The following is an 18,841-nucleotide window of genomic DNA, read 5'->3' as shown; positions in this document are numbered from 1 at the left end:
ACTAACTATGTTAAAGCACTTTATTTCACTTCAGTGGAAATCTTTTTTCAGGTCCGCTTCTTTCCAGACCAATGTAGCGCTTAAAATTCTGATGGCTTTCGGGGCATTGTATTTTATTCTCGTTTTCGTGGCCCTGGGAGCAGGATCTTATTATCTTATCGAAGATAGTTTAAAGGTAAAACCTTTCGATCTTATTAACCGATTCCTTATCTACTGGGTTGTATTCGATCTGGTGATCAGGTATTTTATGCAAAAAATGCCGGTGGTAAATATCAAACCTTTATTGTATTTGCCGTTTAAAAAAGGGAACATTGTAAATTTTACGCTGGGTAAAACCGTACTTTCCTTTTTTAATATTATTCACGCCTTTTTCTTTTTACCCTTTTCTGTGGTATTAGTGATAGAAGGCTTTCCGGTCTTGAATGTTGTTAGCTGGCATCTGGCCATTTTTGCACTTATTTATGCCAATAACTTTATTAATATCCTTGTCAATAACAGAGATGTACTATTTTACAGTATTGTCGGGATACTGGTTATTCTGGGAGGGTTACAGTACTACGGATACTTTGATGTAACCGATTATACGGCACCCTTTTTCAACCTGATGTACGAACAACCTGTATTTGCTGTTCTGCCATGGGTATTTCTGATAGCCTTGTATTTTATATCCTTTAACTACTTTAAAAAACATCTCTACCTGGATGCAGGCCTGTCTACCAAGCAATCAGAAGCCAAAACGGAAGATCTTGACTGGCTGAACAGATTCGGGAACCTGGCTGTTTTCCTTAAGAACGACATTAAACTCATTAAAAGAAATAAGCGTTCCAGAACCACGGTAATTATGAGTGTATTGTTCCTCTTTTACGGACTGTTGTTTTTTACCGATTCTATCGAAGCTTATGATGCACCGGTATGGAAGGTCTTTGCAGGGATCTTTGTCTCCGGAGGATTCCTCTTTACATTCGGGCAGTTTGTGCCCAGCTGGGATAGCGCCTATTACCCGCTTATGATGAGTCAGAATATCAGGTACAAGGAATACCTGGACTCTAAATGGTATCTTATAATCATGGCAACCATTGCCAGTACGATAATTTCAAGCTTTTACATTTACTTCGGATGGGAAGCATATGTAGCTATTTTGGTGGGAGCCATATACAATATAGGAGTGAACTCTTACCTGGTGTTGTGGGGAGGAGCCTATATTAAAACCCCTATCGATCTGACGACCAATAAAAAAGCTTTTGGGGACAGTCAGGCGTTTAATGTAAAAACGCTTATCCTTACCCTGCCAAAACTGGGCTTACCATTGGTAGTTTATGCTATAGGGCATTATACGATAAACAGTACTGCAGGATTTATCCTTGTAGCCTTGACAGGAGTACTAGGGTTTGCATTCAAGAATATCGTATTCAACAAAATAGAAAGCATCTACAAACAGGAAAAATATAAAACCATAGCCGCCTACAAACAAAAAAATTAAGAAAATGATCGCAGTAAATAATCTTTCAAAAAAATACGGAAGTAATAAAGTTTTAGATATAGCAGAATTAGATATCCCAAAGGGAGAAAGCTTTGGGCTTGTCGGGAATAACGGAGCAGGAAAGACCACGTTCTTCAGCCTTTTACTAGACCTTATTCGTCCTACTACGGGGAATATAAAGAACAACGAGATTGTAGTAAATGAGAGCGAGGATTGGAAACCGCATACTTCTGCCTTTATTGATGAGAGCTTCCTGATCGGATATCTCACTCCCGAAGAGTACTTCTATTTTATCGGAGAGCTTCGCGGAAGGAACAAAGCCGATGTGGATGCACTTTTATCTAAGTTCGAGGACTTCTTTCACGGAGAGATCCTGGGGCAGAAAAAATACTTAAGAGACCTTTCTAAAGGAAACCAGAAAAAAGCAGGGATCGTAGCTTCCTTTATCGGAGACCCCGAGCTTATTATTCTGGATGAACCCTTTGCCAATTTAGATCCTACCACGCAAATCAGGCTAAAACAGATCATCAAGGAACTGGCCAGAGATAAGGACGTTACCGTTCTGGTATCCAGTCACGACCTGAGTCATGTTACCGAAGTTTGTGAGCGTATTGTGGTACTGAATAAAGGGGAAATAGTAAGAGATATTCGGACATCCCAGGAAACCTTACAGGAACTGGAAACCTTTTTCGCCGGATAATTAAACAAACCATGTTTTTAAAGCCCGTTTTTTCGGGCTTTTTTTAGTTTTACTCAAAAAGAAATGTATTTTTACCACTTTATATACTAAAGTATAAAGTTTTAAGTTGTAGAACATACAAACCCAATCTTTTGAAAAAGTTTAACTACATATTTTTTGGTTGCTTATCTGTTTTTATTCTTGGCTGTTCTACCAAAAAAGATGCCTTCGTTAACAGGAACTGGCATGCTCTGAACACCAAATACAATGTATTATATAACGGAAGTGTTGCTTTTGAAGAAGGAAAGAAGGAACTGGATGCAACCTATGAAGATAATTATTGGGAAACCCTCCCGGTAGAGCGTCTCAAGATCAAGGAGCAGATCATCGTTCCCGGAGAAGCTCAGAATCCGAATTTTGAAAGAGCGGAGGAGAAAGCCGCCAAGGCCATTCAGAAACATGCAATGAATATTCAGGGAAGGGAAAGAAACCCTCAAACTGATGAAGCTTTCCTGCTTCTGGGAAAAGCGCGCTACTTCGATCAGCGTTTTGTTCCGGCTCTTGAAGCTTTTAATTATGTTCTCTACAAATATCCGGACAGCGATAAGATAGGCGAAGCCAAAGTGTGGAGAGAAAAGGTGAATATCCGCCTGGAAAACGAAGAACTCGCACTGAAAAACCTCAAGAGACTTTTAAGACAGGAAAAATTAAGCGATCAGACCTATGCCGATGCTACCGCTATGATGGGGCAGGCTTATATAAACCTTCAGCATAAAGACAGTGCTATAACTCAGTTGAAGATCGCATCCGCATATACCAGAAACAATGAAGAAAGAGGACGCTACTACTACATTATAGGTCAGTTGTATAACGACCTGGGTTATAAGGATAGTGCCAATATTGCTTTTAATAAGATTATCGACCTCAACAGGAAATCCCCGCGTGTTTATATGATAAATGCGTATATAGAACAGATAAAGAATTTCGATCCGGAGATCGGCGACAAGGAACTGCTCTATGAAACTCTGTTAGACTTAGAAGAGAACAGGGAGAACAGACCGTTCCTGGATAAGATATACCGTCAGCTGGCGCTTTTTCACCTGGAAGGCGATTCTATAGATCTGGCTGTAGACTACTTTAACAAGTCTCTCAGAAAAGTATCGAAAGACCGCACCCTGAGATCATTGAACTACGAAGATGTTGCAGAGATAAACTTCAATGCGGCCAATTACAAAGAGGCCGGTGCCTATTACGACAGCACACTGACCAACCTGACGAAAGACAGCAGAAGATACAGAAGTATAAAAAGAAAAAGAGACAACCTGGAAGACGTGATCAAATACGAGGATGTTGTTCACAGAAATGACAGTGTCCTGTATGTAACTTCTCTTTCCGAAGCAGAGCAAACGGCCTATTACCAGAAAGTGATTGATGATATCAAGGCTAAGGAAGCTGCGGAAGAAGAATTAAAGGAACAGAAAAAACAACTTGGAATAGCCGGAGGTTTCGGAAACCAGGCTAACCTAAGTGGTTCCGACGGAGATAAATTCTATTTCTACAATGTGGTAGCCGTTGGATACGGTAAAAACGAATTCAGAAAGGTATGGGGTAATCGCGAGCTGGAAGATAACTGGAGACTCGGAGATAAGACCCTGAGTACACCTGTTCCTCAGTCCAATCAGTATGGAGAGATCCCGGGAGTGGTTACCGAAGACATCTATAGTGTAGATACTTATCTGAATCAGTTACCCAGGGATCCGGTACAACTGGATAGTATTAAAAAAGAAAGGGATTTTGCCAATTATCAACTGGGACTTATCTATAAGGAAAAGTTTAAAGATTACGATTTAGCCGCAGAAAAACTGGAAGCGGTTTTAAAGCAACAACCGGAAGAGAAACTTATTATTCCTTCAAAATACAATCTGTATAAGATCTATGAGCTTACCGGAAATGAAACGAAAGCCTTTAGTGTAAAGGAAGATATTATCTCCAATCATTCCGCATCCCGCTATGCCGAAATATTGAGAAACCCACAGGCTGTTCTGGAAGCAGACAGTGATAGCCCGGACGCTCTGTATACTAAATTATATCAGACGTTCGAACAGCAGGGATACGAAGAGGTAATAGAGAGCTCTGAAGAGTATATAAAAGCTTTTAACGGAGAAGAAATAGCCAGCAGGTTCGAATTGCTTAAAGCCAATGCACTGGGAAGGCTGGAAGGATTAAAAGCCTTTAAGGAAGCCTTGAACTATGTAGCGCTTAATTATCCGAATGATGTTGCCGGGAAGGAAGCACAGCGCATCCTGGATCAGTCGGTTAAAAAACTGGAGCCTAAAGTTTTTAGAGACTCTCTGTCGAGAGAAAAATGGAAATTGGTATTCCCTTTCCGGAAGAAAGATACAGCTTCGATAAACAAGCTGTATAAAACGGTCGATAAAGCATTGACAGACCTCAGATATGATGAGCTTTCACTATCGAAGGATGTCTACAACAAAGAGCAATTATTCGTGGTTGTTCACGGGCTGTTAACCAAAGACAGAGCTCTTGGTTTTGCCGAGTTGTTAAAAATAAATAAAGACTATAAAATTGATAATGAGAATTTTGTAATTTTGTCGCCCAACTATAGGATCGTTCAAATCCACAAAAACCTTGAAGAATATTTAAACAGTAATAACTCCCTTAAACCCTAATGCTATGTTTTCTGAAAACAAGAACAAAGTAACAATCGAATCGTCAGGACAGCCAAACAGAATCGGTCAAAAAACAAAGATCAAAGGAGACATTATCTCTGAAGGAGATTTCAGGATCGACGGAACACTTGAAGGTAGTGTAAAAACTTCCGGAAAAGTAGTTATCGGAAGAGAAGGATCTATCGATGGAAAAGTAGAATGTGTGAATGCGGATGTGGAAGGAAAATTTTCCGGAGAACTTCAGGTCAGCAATGTTTTATCGCTTAAATCTACAGCCCATATCGAAGGTCAGGTAAATGTTGCCAAACTGGCTATCGAGCCTGGAGCAACCTTTAATGCTACCTGTAATATGAAAGGTAGTGGTAATGCTACTGCTCCGAAAACGGTTAACGGACAGGCACAGGCCAAGACCCAAAAATCGCTTGCCTGATCTTTTTTATCAGGATTGCTTTTTAGTATTTATCTTCATTAATCCCCGGAAAAAGAACCGGGTACGCATCTCTATGCCCTGATCATAAGCTTGTTTTTTGACAGCAAAGCATATTTAATTTAGTAACTTTGAGGGAATCATAAGGGTATTGAACGTGGAACCAAAAGAAGATCCTGGCAAGAAAAAAAACTCATATAAAAAGTGGCTCATCCTTACCGGAGTTGCTTTTCAAATGGGAATTACCATCTATCTCTCAGCGTATTTGGGTAAATGGCTGGATGCCAAATATTCGGATGGCGAAAAAATATACACCCCCTTTTTAGTAATTATTGGAGTTTTTCTGGCTATTTTTGGCGTGCTTAAACAGTTAAAAAAAATTAACGAATAACAAGTTCGCAGGATGCACACGCTGGTAAGACGCTTTTTAATTGCACTGACATTAGTACTTCTTTTAGTTTTCGGGATCCATGTTTTAATACTTTACCTCGCAGGATCTCCTCTTTTTGACAATAGCATTGTACTTTCCTATATCGTGAATTTTGCGATGGCCGTAGCTATCTATGCAGTCTTATTCCTGCTAAGGGAAAAACAGAAAGAACAGCTGGGTTTTATTTTTATCGGGGGGAGCATGTTTAAGTTCCTGATATTCTTCCTGGTTTTTAATCCGATTTTTAAGGCAGACGGAGAGACCTCCAATCTGGAGTTTGCCTCCTTCTTCGTTCCATATCTTACCTGCCTTATAATTGAGACACTTAGCGTGATCAAACTCCTTAAAAAATAGCACAAAACACGGTGGAAAAAGAGTGTTACTTCCTCTTAACGAAGAAACACTTAAAATTGTTTTTGTTTTTAATATAAAACCGTACATTTGCACCGATTTTTAGACCACCACTTTTATTTGTGTGATATGCATAGAAGATTATCAGAAAAAGTACTCGCAGTTTTATTGTTAATATTCAGTTATACTGCTTATGCTCAACATGATGAGAGCCACGCCGAAGAGGCAACGGGAAAAACCAAGAAGGAAGAGATAAAAGAGTATATTCAGCATCACCTTAAGGATTCGCATGATTTCTCTATCGGATCCTATACAAATAAAGAGGGAGAGCATGTTTACATAGGTTTTCCTCTTCCTGTTATTCTTTGGGACGAAGGTTTAAAGGTGTTTTCTTCTTCTCAGTTTCACCATGGTGAAACTGTAGCTCAGGCCGGAGGAAACTATTATAAATTATATCACAATAAGATATACAGAACAGATGCTGCCGGAACGATCAGTTACGACGAAGAGCATCATCCTACCAATGTAAAACCTCTTGACCTTTCTATTACCAAGAGTGTATTGATGATCATCATTACAGGTATCCTGATGTTCCTTTTGTTCAGAGGACTTGCAAGATCATATACAACCAACGGAGGTATTGCAAAAGGGATCGGAAGATTTTTCGAACCTATCGTACTTTACATCAGAGATGACATTGCTATTCCGAATATCGGAGCAAAGCATTACGGAAAATATATGCCGTATTTATTGACCATTTTCTTTTTTATCTGGTTCCTGAATATTTTCGGCTTAACTCCGCTGGGAGTGAACGTAACAGGAAATATTGCCATCACCTTTGCTTTGGCGTTGCTTACTTTCCTGATCACTAATCTTACAGCTAATAAGAATTACTGGATGCACATTTTCTGGATGCCTGGTGTGCCATGGCCAATGAAGATCATCCTTGCTCCTATAGAATTATTAGGAGTGTTTATCAAGCCTTTTTCACTGTTAATCCGTTTATACGCCAACATGCAGGCGGGACACATCGTACTGATGAGCCTTATCGGACTAATGTTCATTTTCAAGAGCTGGATCGGTAGCCCGCTGTCTTTCGGACTTGCGTTTGCCATCTCGCTGATTGAAGTATTGGTAGCAGTATTACAGGCTTATATTTTTACGATGCTTTCAGCTCTGTATTTCGGTTTTGCCGTAGAAGAGCACGATCATGAGGAAGCACATTAATAAATTGAATGTTTAATTTTTAAATATATATACATTATGGAAATTCCAGCTATTGTAGGTGCAGGTTTAGTAGTAATCGGTGTTGGTCTTGGTATCGGTAGAATCGGTGGTTCTGCTATGGAGGCTATCGCACGTCAGCCTGAAGCTTACGGAAAGATTCAAACAGCAATGCTTATTGCAGCGGCGCTTATTGAAGGAATTGGTTTTGCTGCACTATTCGCAGTATAAATTATTGTAAGAGAACCAACGGCTGTAACGGTTGGTTACAGCCGCTGGTCTTGTTAAAAATTAAATGTTGAGTTAAAACTTATAATTAAATACGATGGAAAAATTATTAGAAGAATTTTCATTAGGATTGTTTATCTGGCAGACCGTATTATTTGTCCTTCTCCTTTTATTATTGAGAAAGTATGCGTGGAAGCCAATTTTGAATGCTGTAAACGATAGAGAAGAAGGAATTAAGAATGCACTGGCATCTGCTGAGGAAGCTAAGAAGGAAATGCAGAATATCACAGCAGACAACGATCGTATTTTAAAAGAAGCACGTGCGGAAAGAGAAAACCTTTTAAAGGAAGCACGTCAGATAAAAGATAAGATCATTGCCGATGCTAAGGATGAAGCTCAGGTACAGGCAGACAAACTTATCCAGCAGGCTAAAGAAGCTTTCGAAACTGAAAAGCAGGCAGCAGTTGCCGAGTTGAAAAAGCAGGTGGCTACCCTTTCTGTGGATATCGCAGAGAAAGTAGTTCGTGAAGAGCTTGGAAATAAGGATAAGCAGTTGAAGCTTGTTGAAGATATGTTGGGAGAGGCTACATTAAACTAAGAAAATGGCAGGAACAAGAGCAGCAATAAGATATGCAAAGGCGGTTTTAAGCCTGGCTCAGGATCAGAAAGTGACTGATGCCGTTAACGACGATATGAAATCGATCGCAAAAAGCTTTGCAGAAAATGAAGATCTCAGAGCAATACTTCAAAGCCCTGTAATTAAATCTGCAGACAAAAGAGCTTCTCTTAAGGAGACTTTTTCCAACACCCATAACATAACCGAAGGTTTACTTAATATCCTTGTAGACAACAAGAGAATAGGGATCCTCGGAGCGGTAGCAGAAAAATACAGCTTTCTTTACGATCAGTTAAACGGAAAGGAAGTAGCTTATGTAACTACTGCGGTTCCCCTAAGCGGAGAGCTGGAGAAAAAAGTATTGGCTAAAGTAAAAGACCTTACCGGAAACGAGGTAAGTATCGAAAATAAAATAGACGAGAGCATCATCGGAGGATTTATCCTTCGCGTTGGTGATTTACAATATAATGCAAGCATTGCTAATAAACTTAGCAGCTTGAAAAGAGAATTTATCAATAATTAATATCGCATCAGAAGTTAAATAAAACTTAGATAGCAAATAGCTAACATCTAAATACCAGAATAAGATGGCAGAAGTAAAACCAGCTGAAGTATCAGCAATCTTAAAAGAACAACTATCGGGATTTGAAGCAAAGGCTTCTTTAGACGAGGTTGGAACAGTATTACAAGTAGGTGATGGTATCGCTCGTATTTACGGACTTTCTAACGCACAGTACGGAGAGTTAGTAGAATTTGAAAGCGGTTTGGAAGGAATCGTTCTTAACCTTGAGGAAGACAACGTAGGTGTTGTATTATTAGGTCCTTCAAAAGAAATTAAAGAAGGAGCTACTGTAAAACGTACACAGCGTATTGCTTCTATTAAGGTTGGTGAGGAAATGGTAGGACGTGTTGTGGATACCTTAGGTAACCCGATCGACGGAAAAGGACCTATCGGTGGAGATCTTTATGAAATGCCTTTAGAGCGTAAAGCTCCCGGGGTAATCTACCGTCAGCCTGTAAACGAACCTTTACAGACGGGAATTAAATCTATCGATGCGATGATCCCTGTAGGTAGAGGACAGCGTGAGCTTGTAATTGGTGACCGTCAGACCGGAAAGACTACAGTTTGTATCGACACCATCTTAAATCAGAAAGAATTTTACGATGCAGGTGAGCCTGTATTCTGTATATATGTAGCTGTAGGTCAGAAAGCATCTACAGTAGCGGCTATTGCCAAGACTCTTGAAGATAAAGGAGCGTTGGCTTATACCGTGATCGTTGCGGCAAATGCATCAGATCCTGCTCCAATGCAGGTATATGCTCCTTTTGCCGGAGCTGCTATCGGAGAGTACTTCCGTGATACGGGAAGACCAGCCTTAATTATCTATGATGATCTATCAAAGCAGGCGGTAGCTTACCGTGAGGTATCTCTTCTTCTACGTCGCCCTCCGGGACGTGAAGCATATCCTGGTGACGTATTCTACCTTCACTCAAGATTATTAGAGAGAGCTGCAAAGGTGATCAACGATGATGATATTGCTCAGAATATGAATGACCTTCCTGAAAGCCTTAGACCATTGGTAAAAGGTGGAGGATCTCTTACAGCACTTCCGATCATTGAAACTCAGGCGGGAGACGTTTCGGCTTATATCCCGACAAACGTGATCTCTATTACAGATGGTCAGATCTTCCTGGAATCAGATCTTTTCAACTCAGGGGTTCGTCCTGCGATTAACGTAGGTATCTCTGTATCTCGTGTGGGTGGTTCTGCGCAGATCAAATCGATGAAAAAGGTAGCAGGTACCCTGAAACTGGATCAGGCTCAGTTCCGTGAACTGGAAGCTTTTGCCAAGTTCGGTTCCGACCTTGATGCAGCTACTTTAAATGTAATTGAAAAAGGTAAGCGTAACGTAGAGATCCTTAAGCAGGCTCAGAACGATCCGTTTACAGTAGAAGATCAGGTTGCTATTATCTACGCAGGTTCTAAAAACCTCTTAAGAGATGTTCCTGTAGAGAAAGTAAAAGAATTCGAAAGAGATTATATCGAATTCCTGAAAGCAAAACACAATAACGTACTGGAAACCCTTAAAGCAGGAAAGCTTACAGATGAGGTAACAGATACGCTTACTGCAGTGGCAAAAGACCTTTCTGCAAAATATAAAGCATAATTAGATTTTGGTATTGAGTAGTGAGCATAGCCTGCTCGCTACTGAATACTCAATACTGAATACTAAAAAAGTATGGCAAACTTAAAAGAAATACGTAACAGGATCTCATCGGTAAAATCAACCATGCAGATTACCAGTGCCATGAAAATGGTATCGGCTGCAAAGTTGAAAAAAGCACAGGATGCTATTACCGCAATGCGACCCTATGCCGATAAGTTAACCGAGCTTTTACAGAGCTTAAGTGCCACTTTAGATGCGGATAGCGGAAGTAAATTTGCAGAACAGCGCGAAGTAAATAAAGTACTTGTTGTTGCAATTACTTCTAACAGAGGTCTGTGTGGGGCATTTAATTCGAATGTAATTAAGGAGGCAGGAAGATTGGCCGGTGAAGCATATGCCGGAAAGCAGGTAGACCTGGTTACTATCGGTAAAAAAGGAAACGATATCCTGGGAAAATCCTTTACGGTAATCGAAAATAACAACGCTATTTTTGATGACCTTAGCTTCGAACATGTTGCAGAGGTAGCCCAAAGATTGATGGATCTGTTTACCGAAGGAAGTTATGATAAGATAGAACTTGTGTATAACAAGTTTAAGAATGCAGCTACGCAGATCGTTACGACGGAGCAATTCCTTCCTATCGTTCCTGTAGCTTCGGAAAGCAGCGTAAACCTCGATTATATTTTCGAGCCTTCCAAAGCAGAGATCGTGGAAACACTGATCCCGAAATCCTTAAAAACACAATTGTACAAAGCCGTAAGAGACTCTTTCGCATCAGAACACGGTGCGCGTATGACCGCAATGCATAAAGCAACAGATAATGCGGGAGAATTGAGAGATTCGCTTACATTAACATACAATAAGGCAAGACAGGCAGCCATTACGAACGAGATTCTGGAAATCGTTGGTGGTGCGGAAGCCCTGAACAACTAAGAAGTCCTTATGTAAAAATCAGCTTACAATATTGTAAACCCCTGTATATCTCGATTTACAGGGGTTTTTATTTTTTGGCATCAAAATTGGTTTGTATATTTAAACTTTAAAACAACATAAACCATTTCGCTATGAAAACCTTTAAAAGAATATCGCATATAATTTTATTAAGTATAATAATGTTTGGTTTTTCAAATTGCTCAAGCTCTCAAAAGCTTCAAAAAGAAACTCCTTTCACAATTAAAGATGCGTATTCCCAGGATTGGGTAGCTGGAGTTGAAGGAGGAGGATCCGGAATTAATGTCTTCCTTTCGATAGCTGAACTGGGAAATAAGGTAGAACTGGACAGCCTTTATTTTCATGGAGAAAAGGTAAAACTGGAAGAAAAGAACGGTTTGTATATCGGAAGATATAAAACAAAGGCTAACGAGAAAAGAGATCTCATCATACATGAAGATCCTAAAAAGGAGTATGGAAACAAACCTCCTATTGATGTAAAGGAAAAGATACCTTTTAACCTTGAAGATACCGAAGCTGTTGTCAGCTACGTTCATAATGGGGTTACCAAATACTTTAAGATAGAGAATATCAAAAAGAAGGAGTCGGTAAACTATCCAAGCATCAGGCAAAACCCATAAGAAGGCAGTATATCCTGGAAACTGCCGGAATCAGTTAATTAGATTGTTTTATTGAGTGCAATAAAGAAACTTTTCAAGCATACATTTATTTATGGTTTAGCTACCGTTTTACCGCGAATGCTGAACTTTATCCTGGTTCCGCTGTACACTACGGAAGGAGTACTGGAATCTGCGGCCGAGTACGGGAAAGTAAGTGTTATCTTCTCTTACTTCGTTCTCTTTAACGTACTTTTCTCTTACGGTATGGAAACGGCCTTTTTCCGCTTTTTTAACAAAGAGGAAAACAAAGACCGCGTGGTGGGTACATCGGCACTTTCCATTATAATTTCCTCTTCGGTCCTTCTTGCACTGGGATTTTTGTTTACAGATCAGATAGCCGCCTTTATCGGTATTGACCGGGAGATCATTCAGCTGGTCATATGGATCCTGTTTTTAGATGTCCTGGTGGTTATTCCCTTTGCCTGGTTAAGGGCTAATGAAAGGCCTATGCGCTACGCGATCATAAAGATCGTTAACGTGATCGTTAACTTAGGGCTGAACCTCTTCTTCCTGCTCTGGTTAAAGGACCTGGCTCAGAACGGATCTGTTTTTGAAACGATTTACAGACCCCATTACCAGATCAATTACATTTTTATCTCCAATCTTGTCGCCAGCGCATTGACCCTTTTATTGGTGGCCGGATTTTATCTGAAGATCAATTACACCTTTCATACCGGCCTGCTCAAAAAAATGCTCAGATATGCTTTTCCGGTTCTTATTGCCGGGATTGCGTTCTCAATTAATGAGACCTTCGACCGTATCCTTCTTGATATCCTTCTGCCCGAAGATATAGCCGAAACCGAAGTAGGGAAATATGCAGCTTGCTATAAGCTGGCCGTGTTTATGACCCTTTTTGCCACAGCTTTCCGCCTGGGAATAGAACCTTTCTTCTTTAGTCATGCCAATTCCAGTAAACCGCAGGACGGCTATGCTAGGATTACCGAGTATTTTGTGATCTTCGGATCGGCAATTTTGCTATCGGTAGTGGTTTTTGCAGATGTTTTAAAGCCTATTATTATCCGGAGTGAGGAGTATTGGGAAGCCATGTCGATTGTTCCTCTTATTTTACTGGCTAACCTGTGCCTGGGTATCTATCACAATCTGTCGGTATGGTATAAGGTAACCGACCAGACCAAATACGGGGCCTATATCTCTGTTTTTGGAGCGCTGATTACCCTGGCCCTGAATTTTATACTTATCCCGATTATAGGCTATATGGGAGCAGCTATTGCAACCCTCGCGGCCTACGGAAGCATGATGCTTCTTTCCTTTTACCTGGGGCAAAGAAAATACCCTATTCCGTATAATTTAAAAAAGACCGGAGGCTTTTTAGTGCTTTCCATTCTGTTTTCAGGGATAGCTTTTTACGGTTTTGACCGAAATTTATTTATAGGATGCGGACTCCTTTTAGTATTTTTGATAATGATCTACTTTTCTGAAAAAGAGATGTTAAAAAGAATTTTTATCAAAAATTAAGCTTATGAAAAAACTAATTGCTATTCTTTTTATGACTGTTTTTCTTTTCGGATGCAATCCGAAAAAGGAGGAGCATAAGGAGACCGAAAAAGAGAAAACCGAACATCAGTCAACAGAAAAAGAACCGGCAGCGATCCTGGAGGAAGGCTCTTATGTACATCCCGACGGGACGATCTGCCACGCACAGTCCCCGATCAACATTCTGTCTTTTAATGCCGATTCTCAGGGAATGCATAATATCACCTTTAATTTTAAGGATGAGATCAATGCCGTGGAGAATTTAGGGCATACTGTACAATTGGATTTTAAAGAAGGAAGCACCATTACGGTAGACGGAGAGACCTTTAACTTCAGGCAATTGCATTTTCATACCCCTTCGGAACATTTGATAGACGGAGTTACCTATCCTATGGAAATGCATATGGTAAATACACTTCAGGATCAGAAGGAGGGAGAAACACCTCAGTTCCTGGTGATCGGTGCTTTGTTCAAAATGGGAAAAGAGAGTAAGTTTATCAGTGAGTTTATCAATTCCATCCCGGAAGAGGAACACGAAAAAACAGAGGTGATACCGGGACAGATCCTGGTTGGCGACCTGTTCTCCGAACGCCCCGAAGATGTTTTAGATAGTTATTATCATTATATGGGTTCGCTTACCACCCCGCCTTATACCGAAAGCGTAAGATGGTATGTTTCCAAGCATATTTTTGAGGCTTCCCCTCAACAGATAAAAAGGATCCTCGAAATAGAAGGAGCCAATGCAAGGCACGTACAGAGCCTGAACGACCGGACTTTAGAAAGTAATTAAATGATCATGAACATAAGAATTATCAATAAATCAGAACACGCCTTACCGGCCTATGAAACCGAAGCTTCTGCCGGAATGGACCTCAGAGCCAGCCTTACGGATCCTGTAACCCTTAAACCCCTGGAAAGAGCGATTATCAAAACAGGACTGTTTATAGAATTGCCTATAGGATACGAGGCCCAGGTTCGTCCGAGAAGTGGTCTCGCAGCAAAAAAAGGGATCAGCGTTCTGAATGCACCGGGAACCATAGATGCCGATTACAGAGGAGAGATCGGGGTGATCCTGGTTAACTTGTCCAATGAGGATTTTGTGGTGGAGAACGGCGAGCGCATTGCGCAAATGGTGATCGCAAGACATGAAAGAGCAGATTGGGAGGAAGTATCGGAACTGTCCGAAACCAGTCGCGGAGCAGGAGGCTTTGGAAGCACCGGTGTAAAATAAAAGTTGTTTTTATCGAATTTAACCTTTATAAAATCGTTTTAACATCAAAAACAACGTTTAATCTTTTAGTTTTGCCTAAAATTATTTACGAATTATCCAATAGAAAAAAATAAACAAATGAGAATTATTGTCCCGATGGCAGGGAGAGGTTCCCGTTTAAGACCTCATACGTTAACTGTGCCCAAACCTCTTATCCCCATTGCAGGAAAACCCATTGTTCAAAGACTGGTAGAAGACATTGCCAAAGTGTTGAAAGAAGAGATAGAGGAGATTGCCTTTATTATCGGGGATTTTGGCGAACAAGTAGAGAAGGACCTGGTAGAAATAGCTAATAATCTTGGCGCAAAAGGAACGATTTATCACCAGGATAAACCCTTAGGTACGGGCCATGCTATTATGTGTGCAAAGGATTCCCTTTCCGGGCCGGTGGTAATTGCATATGCTGATACACTTATCCGGGCAGATTTTAAACTCGATCCGGATGCAGATTCGGTTATTTGGGTTAAACAGGTAGACGATCCGAGCGCTTTTGGCGTTGTAAAAATGAACGAGAAGAAAGAAATCGTCGAATTAGTGGAGAAGCCGGAGAATTTTGTTTCCGATCTTGCCGTTATAGGAATATATTATTTTAAGGATGTTGGCGTTTTAAAGAATGAACTGCAGACTGTTTTGGATAATAATATTATTCACGGCGGAGAGTATCAGATCAACGACGGGATCAAGGGAATGATGGCTAAAGGATACACATTTGTTCCCGGAGAAGTGGACGAGTGGATGGACTGCGGAAATAAGAATGTTACCGTAGATACCAACAACAGAATGCTCGGTTTCCTCTCGAAGGACGGAGAAAAGCTGGTTTCGGAGACTGCCGTGGTAGAGAATGCAGAGATCATACCTCCCTGTTATATAGGAGAGAATGTAGTGATCAGGAATTCCTCGGTAGGACCGAATGTTTCTTTGGGGAACAATTCCACGATTGCCGACTCAAGTGTTAAAAACAGCTTAATTCAAACGAATTCAAGTATAAAAAATGCTAACTTAGATAATGCGATGATAGGTAACAACGCATCTTTTGACGGAAACTTTACCAGTATAAGCATAGGAGACTATTCCGTATTGGAATGATAATTGCAACTGGTTATTCCCGCGGATGCGCATAAAAATTGGAAAGGAATGATTCGGAAAACCCGTATACTGCTCATTATTTTAGGAATTTTCATAATTCCCTTCTATGCTTTTGCACAAGAAGAAGAGAGTGCCGAATTAACCCTTGAGGAATATTCCGATGAGTTCCAGGAAAACTTTTTTGAAGCCCTGAAGCAAAGCGGGATCGAGAATTACGACAAGGCCATCAATTACTTGCTGGAATGCAAAAGGTTAAAACCGGATAATGAGGTTATCGATTTTGAGTTAGGCAAAAATTACCTGAAGTTAAATCAGTTCTACAAAGCCGAAGATTATATCCTGAAAGCTGTAAAAGCAGCTCCGGAGAATATCTGGTACCTGGAAATGCTTTTCGAAGTATACAGGCATCAGAACGATACCATTAAATCTATAGAGATCGCCAAACAACTGGCGGCCCGTAATGTAAATTACAAACAGAACCTGGTGATGCTGTATGCAAGGACCCATGATTATGAAAAGGCACTTGCCCTCCTGGATGAACTGGACAAGGAACTGGGGCCCTCGGCAAACAGAAGGATACAGCGAACTCATTTTACAACCCTTCTCCGCTATAATAAATCCAGAGAGGAGAGTAGCAATAAGCCTAAAATAAGTGTCTCCGAAGAATTGGTGAATTCCAATCCCCTGGAGATCATTAAAAAACGTATTGAAGGCCTGATCGCCGAAGAGAAATATACCGAACTGATAAAAGTTACCAATGATGCCCTGGAGGATTATCCGTCACAATCGGCATTCTATTATGCAAACGGACTCGCTTATAACAAAACAGGGAAGTTTGAAAAAGCGATCTCTTCACTTGAAATGGCGCTGGATTTTTTACTGGAAGACACCAAACTGGAAAATAATATATATCAGCAACTGGCGTTTGCCCATAATGCCTTGGGTAATATCGAAAAATCCAGAGAGTATTTAAAAAAGGGAAAGAAAGGATCATAGAATGAAAGGATATATTTTAAAACCTGTTGTAGTTTTAATGGCGCTTGCCCTGGGATTACAATCCTGTAAGACCAACAAGCGTATTGTAGAAGAAGGAACAGCAGACAGACTACCGGTAAAGACAATTATCAGGAATCATGACGATAATAAACTCGATTTTAAGACCATCAGGGGGCGGATAAAAATTGAGTTTGACGACGGTTACCAGTCGCAATCCCACAATCTGAGTTTCAGAATGGAAAAAGATAAAGCCATCTGGTTGAGCGCTACCCTGAGCCTGGCCAAGGCCTACATCACCCCCACACGGGTAAGCTTTTACAATAAACTTCAGAATGAATTTTTCGACGGCGATTTTTCTTATCTGAGTAATCTCCTCGGAACGGAACTCGACTTCAACAAGGTACAGAATATGCTGTTGGGAGAAGCGATCTTCGACCTTAAAGACGAAAAGTACAGGGCTTCGGTAGTGAATAACAACTATCAGCTAAAACCTTCGAGAGAGTTCGATTTGTTCAAGCGTTTGTTCCTTATAGAACCGTCCAACTACAAAATGTCCTTACAGCAGATATCGCAACCCGAGGTAAACAGGGTTTTGAATATCGATTATAAAGCCTATCAGAAAGTAGAGAACAAAGTTTTCCCGGAGCGTATCGTGATCACGGCAGAAGAAGCAGACAGCAAGGTCAAGATCGAGATCGATTATAGGAATGTTGAATTTAACCAGCGGGTTTCCTTCCCGTATAAGATCCCTAAAGGATTTAAGGAAATCGTATTAAAGTAAATGATCAGATACTTTTTATCACATAAGCGCCATATCTTTCTTTTTACGGCACTTTTCCTGTTTTTGCAACTCAGCGCACAGACAGATGAGCAAAAGGCCTTAGAATCTAAGAGAGCGCGTTTACAGGAGGAAATAGCCGAGATCAATTCCCTGCTCTCCAAAGAAAGGCAGGAACGTAAATCCGTCCTGGTCCAGGTAGAAGATATAGATCATAAAATACGCATCCGAAGAGAGCTTATCAAAGTAACAAATCAGCAGGCCAATATCCTTAACAGGCAACTGAACGGCAACCTGAAAAGAATAACCGACCTCAGGGAAGAGCTCACTACCCTTAAAGAAGATTATGCCCGAATGATACGAAAATCATTCAAGAGTAAATCCCAGCAGAGCAGGTTAATGTTCCTCTTGTCTTCCGATAACTTTTTTCAGGCCTATAAGCGACTGCAATACATGAAACAGTATACGGCTTTCCGCAAAAAACAGGGAGAGCAGATCCAGGAAAAGACCCTGGAATTACAGGAACTGAACAGGGAGCTGGTAGTACAGCGCCGGGAAAAGGAAAAGCTGGCTTCCGAAAACCGGGAGGAGCAGAAGAAACTGGAGGACGAAAAGGATACTCAGGAAGTCTTACTGGCTACCATCAGAAAGAATGAAAGCCAATACACGGCCGAGATCTCACGAAAAAGAAGAGAGGCCAGGGCTTTGGACCGGCAGATAGAGAGACTGATCCGGGAAGCGATTGCAGAATCCAACAGGAAAGCAGGAAAATCTGCAAACGCTGCTACTTTTACCCTGACCCCCGAAGCCAGATTGATCGCTACTAATTTCGAAGCTAATAAAGGAACCCTGATCTGGCCGGTAGAAAAAGGAGTGAAGAACCGCGGCTACGGAGAATATCCCGATCCTCTGTTCCCGAAAACAGTTAAACATTTTAATAACGGAGTAGATATCCTGACCGATAAGGGCGCTAAGGCCCGTGCGGTATTCGACGGTGAAGTACTGGCTATTTTAGCCGTAAGGAACGGGAATAAAGCCGTGCAGATACGTCATGGAGATTATATTACTACCTACTATAACCTCTCAAGGATCTACGTAAAGAAAGGCGATAAAATTAAATCCAAGCAGGAATTGGGAGAGATCTTTACCAGCCCTTCCAGCGGAAAGACAGAGCTTAAATTCTTCGTTTATAAAAACACCAATCGCCTTAATCCCGAAGATTGGGTATACCGCATGTAGGCTCATTTTCAGTAGATTGACTTCTTTTCATTTTAATTTTTTCTATTTTTAGATTTCATTTTAAGATTCCCCCTA

The 18,841-nt window shown here is 40.8% G+C and carries 20 protein-coding genes; all 20 read left to right on the top strand.

All coding sequences use genetic code 11. The features are described from left to right. Positions 1 to 7: 7 nt before the first annotated feature. Positions 8 to 1,480 (top strand): DUF5687 family protein, encoded by a 1,473-nt coding sequence (locus GWK08_RS07240; protein WP_163606223.1) that lies wholly within the window; start codon positions 8 to 10, stop codon positions 1,478 to 1,480. 4 nt (positions 1,481 to 1,484) lie between these two features. Then, the gene (locus tag GWK08_RS07235) at positions 1,485 to 2,180 is read left to right on the top strand and encodes an ABC transporter ATP-binding protein (RefSeq protein WP_163606222.1); all 696 of its coding nucleotides are present in this window, start codon (positions 1,485 to 1,487) and stop codon (positions 2,178 to 2,180) included. A 131-nt stretch (positions 2,181 to 2,311) separates the two neighbouring features. Then, positions 2,312 to 4,849, top strand: coding sequence for a type IX secretion system periplasmic lipoprotein PorW/SprE (gene porW / locus GWK08_RS07230; RefSeq protein WP_163606221.1), 2,538 nt, complete (start codon positions 2,312 to 2,314; stop codon positions 4,847 to 4,849). 4 nt (positions 4,850 to 4,853) lie between these two features. Next, on the top strand, positions 4,854 to 5,279 hold the full coding sequence (locus GWK08_RS07225) for a bactofilin family protein (RefSeq protein ID WP_163606220.1): 426 nt from the start codon (positions 4,854 to 4,856) through the stop codon (positions 5,277 to 5,279). 154 nt (positions 5,280 to 5,433) lie between these two features. Then, positions 5,434 to 5,667 carry an AtpZ/AtpI family protein gene (locus GWK08_RS07220; protein ID WP_317168140.1) on the top strand — a complete coding sequence of 78 codons (234 nt, stop codon included), beginning with the start codon at positions 5,434 to 5,436 and terminating at the stop codon, positions 5,665 to 5,667. 12 nt (positions 5,668 to 5,679) lie between these two features. Beyond that, positions 5,680 to 6,060 carry a hypothetical protein gene (locus GWK08_RS07215; protein WP_163606219.1) on the top strand — a complete coding sequence of 127 codons (381 nt, stop codon included), beginning with the start codon at positions 5,680 to 5,682 and terminating at the stop codon, positions 6,058 to 6,060. Positions 6,061 to 6,186: 126 nt separating this feature from the next. Continuing rightward, entirely contained in the window at positions 6,187 to 7,284 is a 1,098-nt protein-coding gene (atpB, locus tag GWK08_RS07210; RefSeq protein WP_163606218.1) for a F0F1 ATP synthase subunit A, read from the top strand. A 36-nt stretch (positions 7,285 to 7,320) separates the two neighbouring features. Beyond that, positions 7,321 to 7,512 carry an ATP synthase F0 subunit C gene (gene atpE / locus GWK08_RS07205; protein WP_163606217.1) on the top strand — a complete coding sequence of 64 codons (192 nt, stop codon included), beginning with the start codon at positions 7,321 to 7,323 and terminating at the stop codon, positions 7,510 to 7,512. Between the two features lie 94 nt (positions 7,513 to 7,606). Continuing rightward, positions 7,607 to 8,107: a F0F1 ATP synthase subunit B gene (locus tag GWK08_RS07200; RefSeq protein WP_163606216.1), complete on the top strand. Its 501-nt coding sequence runs from the start codon at positions 7,607 to 7,609 to the stop codon at positions 8,105 to 8,107. 4 nt (positions 8,108 to 8,111) lie between these two features. Further along, positions 8,112 to 8,648 (top strand): ATP synthase F1 subunit delta, encoded by a 537-nt coding sequence (atpH, locus tag GWK08_RS07195; RefSeq protein ID WP_163606215.1) that lies wholly within the window; start codon positions 8,112 to 8,114, stop codon positions 8,646 to 8,648. Between the two features lie 64 nt (positions 8,649 to 8,712). Beyond that, positions 8,713 to 10,293, top strand: coding sequence for a F0F1 ATP synthase subunit alpha (gene atpA, locus GWK08_RS07190; RefSeq protein WP_163606214.1), 1,581 nt, complete (start codon positions 8,713 to 8,715; stop codon positions 10,291 to 10,293). Positions 10,294 to 10,365: 72 nt separating this feature from the next. After that, entirely contained in the window at positions 10,366 to 11,226 is an 861-nt protein-coding gene (gene atpG, locus GWK08_RS07185) for an ATP synthase F1 subunit gamma (RefSeq protein WP_163606213.1), read from the top strand. A 131-nt stretch (positions 11,227 to 11,357) separates the two neighbouring features. Next, complete coding sequence (locus GWK08_RS07180) at positions 11,358 to 11,864, top strand: hypothetical protein (RefSeq protein ID WP_163606212.1); 507 nt, start codon at positions 11,358 to 11,360, stop codon at positions 11,862 to 11,864. A 51-nt stretch (positions 11,865 to 11,915) separates the two neighbouring features. After that, positions 11,916 to 13,379: an oligosaccharide flippase family protein gene (locus tag GWK08_RS07175; RefSeq protein ID WP_163606211.1), complete on the top strand. Its 1,464-nt coding sequence runs from the start codon at positions 11,916 to 11,918 to the stop codon at positions 13,377 to 13,379. Positions 13,380 to 13,383: 4 nt separating this feature from the next. Then, positions 13,384 to 14,187 (top strand): carbonic anhydrase family protein, encoded by an 804-nt coding sequence (locus GWK08_RS07170; protein WP_163606210.1) that lies wholly within the window; start codon positions 13,384 to 13,386, stop codon positions 14,185 to 14,187. Between the two features lie 6 nt (positions 14,188 to 14,193). Continuing rightward, a complete protein-coding gene (dut, locus tag GWK08_RS07165; protein ID WP_163606209.1) occupies positions 14,194 to 14,628 on the top strand; it encodes a dUTP diphosphatase in 435 nt (144 codons plus the stop codon). 117 nt (positions 14,629 to 14,745) lie between these two features. Then, positions 14,746 to 15,753 (top strand): sugar nucleotidyltransferase, encoded by a 1,008-nt coding sequence (locus GWK08_RS07160; RefSeq protein ID WP_163606208.1) that lies wholly within the window; start codon positions 14,746 to 14,748, stop codon positions 15,751 to 15,753. Between the two features lie 48 nt (positions 15,754 to 15,801). Continuing rightward, positions 15,802 to 16,749 (top strand): tetratricopeptide repeat protein, encoded by a 948-nt coding sequence (locus GWK08_RS07155; protein WP_163606207.1) that lies wholly within the window; start codon positions 15,802 to 15,804, stop codon positions 16,747 to 16,749. Position 16,750: 1 nt separating this feature from the next. Then, positions 16,751 to 17,530 carry a DUF4292 domain-containing protein gene (locus GWK08_RS07150; protein WP_163606206.1) on the top strand — a complete coding sequence of 260 codons (780 nt, stop codon included), beginning with the start codon at positions 16,751 to 16,753 and terminating at the stop codon, positions 17,528 to 17,530. Beyond that, positions 17,531 to 18,766, top strand: a complete 1,236-nt coding sequence (locus GWK08_RS07145; RefSeq protein WP_163606205.1) for a murein hydrolase activator EnvC family protein — start codon at positions 17,531 to 17,533, stop codon at positions 18,764 to 18,766. It abuts the gene before it with no gap. Positions 18,767 to 18,841: the final 75 nt, after the last annotated feature.

The sequence above is a fragment of the Leptobacterium flavescens genome (assembly GCF_010671605.1).
Lineage (GTDB): Bacteria > Bacteroidota > Bacteroidia > Flavobacteriales > Flavobacteriaceae > Leptobacterium > Leptobacterium flavescens.
This window is presented reverse-complemented; position numbering and strand designations above follow the sequence as displayed.

Coding starts and splice junctions, on each gene's coding strand:
- GWK08_RS07240 (WP_163606223.1), top strand. CDS start 8: ATGTTAAAGCACTTTATTTCACTTCAGTGGAAATCTTTTTTCAGGTCC.
- GWK08_RS07200 (WP_163606216.1), top strand. CDS start 7,607: ATGGAAAAATTATTAGAAGAATTTTCATTAGGATTGTTTATCTGGCAG.
- GWK08_RS07145 (WP_163606205.1), top strand. CDS start 17,531: ATGATCAGATACTTTTTATCACATAAGCGCCATATCTTTCTTTTTACG.
- atpE (WP_163606217.1), top strand. CDS start 7,321: ATGGAAATTCCAGCTATTGTAGGTGCAGGTTTAGTAGTAATCGGTGTT.
- atpG (WP_163606213.1), top strand. CDS start 10,366: ATGGCAAACTTAAAAGAAATACGTAACAGGATCTCATCGGTAAAATCA.
- GWK08_RS07235 (WP_163606222.1), top strand. CDS start 1,485: ATGATCGCAGTAAATAATCTTTCAAAAAAATACGGAAGTAATAAAGTT.
- GWK08_RS07215 (WP_163606219.1), top strand. CDS start 5,680: ATGCACACGCTGGTAAGACGCTTTTTAATTGCACTGACATTAGTACTT.
- GWK08_RS07180 (WP_163606212.1), top strand. CDS start 11,358: ATGAAAACCTTTAAAAGAATATCGCATATAATTTTATTAAGTATAATA.
- GWK08_RS07170 (WP_163606210.1), top strand. CDS start 13,384: ATGAAAAAACTAATTGCTATTCTTTTTATGACTGTTTTTCTTTTCGGA.
- atpA (WP_163606214.1), top strand. CDS start 8,713: ATGGCAGAAGTAAAACCAGCTGAAGTATCAGCAATCTTAAAAGAACAA.
- GWK08_RS07225 (WP_163606220.1), top strand. CDS start 4,854: ATGTTTTCTGAAAACAAGAACAAAGTAACAATCGAATCGTCAGGACAG.
- GWK08_RS07150 (WP_163606206.1), top strand. CDS start 16,751: ATGAAAGGATATATTTTAAAACCTGTTGTAGTTTTAATGGCGCTTGCC.
- atpB (WP_163606218.1), top strand. CDS start 6,187: ATGCATAGAAGATTATCAGAAAAAGTACTCGCAGTTTTATTGTTAATA.
- GWK08_RS07155 (WP_163606207.1), top strand. CDS start 15,802: ATGATTCGGAAAACCCGTATACTGCTCATTATTTTAGGAATTTTCATA.
- GWK08_RS07160 (WP_163606208.1), top strand. CDS start 14,746: ATGAGAATTATTGTCCCGATGGCAGGGAGAGGTTCCCGTTTAAGACCT.
- atpH (WP_163606215.1), top strand. CDS start 8,112: ATGGCAGGAACAAGAGCAGCAATAAGATATGCAAAGGCGGTTTTAAGC.
- dut (WP_163606209.1), top strand. CDS start 14,194: ATGAACATAAGAATTATCAATAAATCAGAACACGCCTTACCGGCCTAT.